This is a genomic window from Suttonella ornithocola (assembly GCF_001889065.1).
In the GTDB taxonomy this organism is placed as follows: domain Bacteria; phylum Pseudomonadota; class Gammaproteobacteria; order Cardiobacteriales; family Cardiobacteriaceae; genus Suttonella_A; species Suttonella_A ornithocola.
In genome coordinates this window covers 1-3,963 of sequence record NZ_LWHB01000129.1, presented here as the reverse complement: position 1 = coordinate 3,963, position 3,963 = coordinate 1, and the positions used below count along the sequence as shown (strand labels likewise).

At 45.5% G+C, this 3,963-nt stretch carries 7 protein-coding genes; all 7 read left to right on the top strand.

Annotated elements, in window-relative coordinates; translation table 11 throughout:
* Positions 1-9: 9 nt before the first annotated feature.
* The 7 genes from A5N85_RS17710 (at position 10) to A5N85_RS09770 (ending at position 3,914) form a co-directional block, all read left to right on the top strand.
* The gene (locus A5N85_RS17710) at positions 10-222 is read left to right on the top strand and encodes a transposase (protein WP_143143249.1); all 213 of its coding nucleotides are present in this window, start codon (positions 10-12) and stop codon (positions 220-222) included.
* Positions 223-1,116: a chloride channel protein gene (locus A5N85_RS09795; RefSeq protein ID WP_072577064.1), complete on the top strand. Its 894-nt coding sequence runs from the start codon at positions 223-225 to the stop codon at positions 1,114-1,116.
* Positions 1,100-1,420 (top strand): hypothetical protein, encoded by a 321-nt coding sequence (locus tag A5N85_RS09790; protein WP_072577063.1) that lies wholly within the window; start codon positions 1,100-1,102, stop codon positions 1,418-1,420. Before A5N85_RS09795 ends, A5N85_RS09790 begins: the two co-directional genes overlap by 17 nt.
* A gap of 21 nt (positions 1,421-1,441) precedes the next feature.
* The gene (locus A5N85_RS09785; RefSeq protein WP_143143248.1) at positions 1,442-1,813 is read left to right on the top strand and encodes a hypothetical protein; all 372 of its coding nucleotides are present in this window, start codon (positions 1,442-1,444) and stop codon (positions 1,811-1,813) included.
* A 130-nt stretch (positions 1,814-1,943) separates the two neighbouring features.
* On the top strand, positions 1,944-2,225 hold the full coding sequence (locus A5N85_RS09780; protein WP_072577061.1) for a hypothetical protein: 282 nt from the start codon (positions 1,944-1,946) through the stop codon (positions 2,223-2,225).
* Positions 2,226-2,283: 58 nt separating this feature from the next.
* Positions 2,284-2,913, top strand: a complete 630-nt coding sequence (locus A5N85_RS09775) for a type 1 glutamine amidotransferase domain-containing protein (RefSeq protein WP_072577060.1) — start codon at positions 2,284-2,286, stop codon at positions 2,911-2,913.
* 92 nt (positions 2,914-3,005) lie between these two features.
* Positions 3,006-3,914, top strand: a complete 909-nt coding sequence (locus A5N85_RS09770; RefSeq protein ID WP_072577059.1) for a LysR substrate-binding domain-containing protein — start codon at positions 3,006-3,008, stop codon at positions 3,912-3,914.
* The last annotated feature ends 49 nt before the right edge of the window (positions 3,915-3,963 follow it).

Here is a 3,963-nt window from a genome sequence, read left to right as displayed (position 1 = left end):
TAATTTGTCATGGACAATGCCGCTTTTCATAAACGCAGTGATATTCAAGCAATCATTGAAGAGCATGGGCATGAGATAGTTTGGTTACCCCCTTATAGTCCAGACTTAAATCCTATTGAAAAGATGTGGGCTTGGATTAAGCAAATCCGCAAAGAATGGCGGATGGATTGTATTGATACTTTATTCTTTTATCTGTTTTGGATTGGGTTGGGTTTTAGATGATTGCACTATATCGGGCCTGAAGCGGGGTTATTAGCAGTAGTGGCGGAGTGTTCGGCGCTGATTGGTTTACGTTTGAAAGCTGAGCAAAAGCGGCTGCTTGCTGATGTCGGCGCGGTAGCGGCTTTATCGGGCTTGTATGTTTCGCCGCCGGGTGTGGCGGTGTGGGTGGATGATCCTTCAGAAACGGAATTGAAGCTGAATGTTCCGTTGGTATGGAAATTATTGGCGGGTATTTTTGGCATGGCGGGCTTTTGGCTGGTGCATCGTTGGCTCACCGACAGCACTTTCCATCCCTTACCACTGCCTGAATATAGCGCAGACGGTAGTGCGTTTTTTGCTGCTTTACCAGCGGTATTGGTAGGGATTATATTCGGCAAAGCATTTGTCGCGCTGCATCATACCTTCCCTCTTGTGTTAAAACGTTTACATCCGCAGCCAATCGGGCAAATTCTTATCGGTAGTGCCGCTTTTGCGCTGTTGGCAGCCGCTGTTCCGCTGTTGCGGTTTTCTGGTCATCATGAGCTGGAGCACGCTTTGGCGCATTCCGTTGATTATGGCGCGGCTGCTCTGATGGCATTGGCAGCAGGCAAAATCTTAGCAACCAATCTTTGTCTGGCAAGTGGCTGGCGAGGCGGTGAAATTTTTCCAGTGATTTTTGCGGCGACGGCAATCGGTGCAGCCGTGCATCAATGGTTACCTGTGGTGCCGCTGACTGTCGCTGTCATGGGTGCAGCAGGCGCGATGTGCGTGATGTGTATGGGACGACCGTTAGCGGTGATGCTGATTTTGTTGTTAATCAGCGGCGGCGCTGCTCCTGATGCTTTATTCTGCGGGGTATTGTTGGGGTATCTCGTTAAAAGAATGGAAAGCAGAAATCATGTATCAACTGTCTGAAAATAAGAAAATAAAAATAGAGAAAATTTATAAGATTGTATTATGCGAAGATGAGCAGTTAAGTTGGTTTATTTTTTTAAAAAATGGTGATGGATGGTTACAACTATATATAGATGAAGGCGTTTTATTTATTCAAAAAATATTGTTGGAAATGGATTTTGACAGCTATCTTGAGGACTTAAGTCAACAAATTGTCTTTCAATATCCTTTTGATAAGGAGGAAGATTTAACGATAGATTTTTCTTTTGAAAAATCTTCGGTTACCTTTCTCTCGTTGCCCATTATCCTAAGCGTTTATTTTTAAAAAGAACATGATATGAAAAAAATGATTGGGTTCAATATCGCCCTGTTCGCTTTGGGCGGTTGTGCAATGCAACACGGCGGTACCGCCAGTGCCAATCAGGTCAGCGAGTGGGGGCTTTATACTTATGGGCATGAAGTGCGGGTTTTTCAGCCTTGCGGTAGTGAAACAGAGTGGTGGGCGGAAGCGGATAAAGAAGGCGTGAGCGAGGCGTTGGAAAAGGCGTCTATGGCTAAGGCGGAACAAGTTGGCAAACCATATCAAGCGGTACTGGCAAAAATCCGCCATACGCTGCCTGAAAAAGCAACAGACGGCTTTGCTGAAAGTTATGATGCGGCAGTAACAATTACAGCAGTTGAATTGATTGAACCAAATGGAGTTTGTCGTGAGTCTTAAAGGTTAGCCGCTGTTAGCAATGAGCTAAAGTCCGCCCGACAGAATAAGTATTAAATTTTATGCTACATTCACTGTAAGCGACCTGCTATACGCATCCTCCGACAATTAAAGCCTTAAAAAGGAACGTTTAATGACTGAAAAAACAAAAGAAAAAATTATCGTAGCGGTTTTTGTTTTTGTCATGGTATCCGCCGTGTTCGACACGATAAGTACGCCTGAGCTTTATCGTATTCTAGGAACTATCGGCATCATATGCGTGGCGATAGCGGGTGTTATGGACAGGAAAATACTCATCCGCCCTTGGAAAGAGTATTTAACCGCAAAGCAAACGCACTCAAGGCTATCTACGCTTTTGAGCGTGGCGGGATTTGTCATTATCGTTATCAGCTTTATGATTCGATGGTGGTTTTAAACATTCAACAATAAAATTATCTTTCACAAAAAGAATAGCTTTATGATAAAGAACCACAATGGCAAACATTCTGTTCATCCTCACCAACACTCCTAAATACCCCACAAGAGACCGTGCAACCGGCTTATGGCTCGGTGAAGCCACACACGCTGCCGAAGTCTTAGAGCAAGCGGGACATCATATTGATTATGCCAGTCCATTAGGCGGTTATGTGCCGATTGACCCACACAGCCTCAAATATGCCAACGTCACCGATTGGCATTACCTTGAAAATGCCGATTTTCGCCAACGCGCCTTAGGACAAAGCCTAAAAGCTGATACCTGTCATGCAGTTGATTATCAAGCCATTTATTTTGCGGGCGGACACGGCGTAATGTGGGATTTTCCCGACCAACCTGCATTAGTGAAACTTGCAACGGATATTTACCAAAATGGAGGATTTGTCTCGGCAGTATGCCATGGTATTGTTGCTTTACCAGCGATAAAAATTGATGATAAACCGTTAATTGCAGGCAAAAAAGTTACTGGATTTAGCAACAAAGAAGAATACCTCAACCGCACTGCCAAAGCCGTGCCATTTTTTACTCAAGATGCACTGATTGACGCAGGCGCGGATTACAGCCAACGTTTACCGTTTACTGCTCATGCCGTCCGAGACGGCCGACTGATTACGGGGCAAAACTCCTAATCTGCTCGACAAACTGCTGAAAAATTGCGTGATGCTTTAGCAGAAACCCTGTAACCTTTTGTAAATACAAACAGCCAAGCGATACAACGCTCATGAACGAACCCGATCTAAACGATTTAGCCCTATTTGCCCAAGTCGTCGAAGCTGGTGGATTTAGTGCCGCAGAACGCCAATACGGCACTGCCAAAGCCACCGCTTCCCGTCGCATTGCCCGTTTAGAAAGCACTTTAGGACTGCGTTTAATTCAACGCGACTCCCGCCGATTTCACATCACCGAAGCCGGACAACGCATTTATGCCTACGCTGCTGCTATGCGCACAGAAGCTGCTGCCGTTAGAGAAGTAGCATTAGGTTGCCACAGCGAACCACAAGGCACCGTTCGCTTTAGCTGCCCACCGGAACTGCTCACCTTGCTGAGTCCGAGCATCGCCGACTTCATGCAACAATATCCTAACGTCCAACTCATCATCGAAAGCACCGCAAGAACCGTAGACGCATTAGAAGAAAACATGGACTTCGTTCTGCGGGTGCGTGCATGGCCGCTGCCAGATAGTCCGTTGATTGCCAAATCGCTTTGCATTTCCCCCCGCGTATTGGTTGCTGCTTCAAAATGGCAGGCAAAAACATATGAAGAACTTGCCCAACTTCCTTGCTTAAGCAGCGGAAGTACACAGTGGACTTTGTATAATAGCGACAATATTGCCATAATCCATGAATTTCATCCCATACTCAATACCGCTCACCTGCAATGCTTACAAGATGCTGCCATTGCGGGTATCGGCGTTGCTGCGCTACCGCTGATTTTGGTAAAAAACGCAATGAAACAAGGAAAACTGCATATCCTGCTTCCTGACTGGCATTTTCGCGAAGAACGCGTTATCGCACTTTATCCCTCACGTCGTCATCTCATTCCAGCGGTACGTCTATTGCTAGAAACTCTCAGTGAGTGCTTACAGAATTTAATCACAGAACCTGTATCATCATCCGATCATTTTTTCTGAATACTTTGGACGTATTTTGAGTCGGTTTTTATTTTTTAAATGCCTTCTC

Bases quoted from the DNA above. Each gene is read 5' to 3' on its own strand.
- A5N85_RS09785 (WP_143143248.1), top strand. From the start codon at position 1,442: ATGATTGGGTTCAATATCGCCCTGTTCGCTTTGGGCGGTTGTGCAATG.
- A5N85_RS09770 (WP_072577059.1), top strand. From the start codon at position 3,006: ATGAACGAACCCGATCTAAACGATTTAGCCCTATTTGCCCAAGTCGTC.
- A5N85_RS09775 (WP_072577060.1), top strand. From the start codon at position 2,284: ATGGCAAACATTCTGTTCATCCTCACCAACACTCCTAAATACCCCACA.
- A5N85_RS17710 (WP_143143249.1), top strand. From the start codon at position 10: ATGGACAATGCCGCTTTTCATAAACGCAGTGATATTCAAGCAATCATT.
- A5N85_RS09780 (WP_072577061.1), top strand. From the start codon at position 1,944: ATGACTGAAAAAACAAAAGAAAAAATTATCGTAGCGGTTTTTGTTTTT.
- A5N85_RS09790 (WP_072577063.1), top strand. From the start codon at position 1,100: ATGTATCAACTGTCTGAAAATAAGAAAATAAAAATAGAGAAAATTTAT.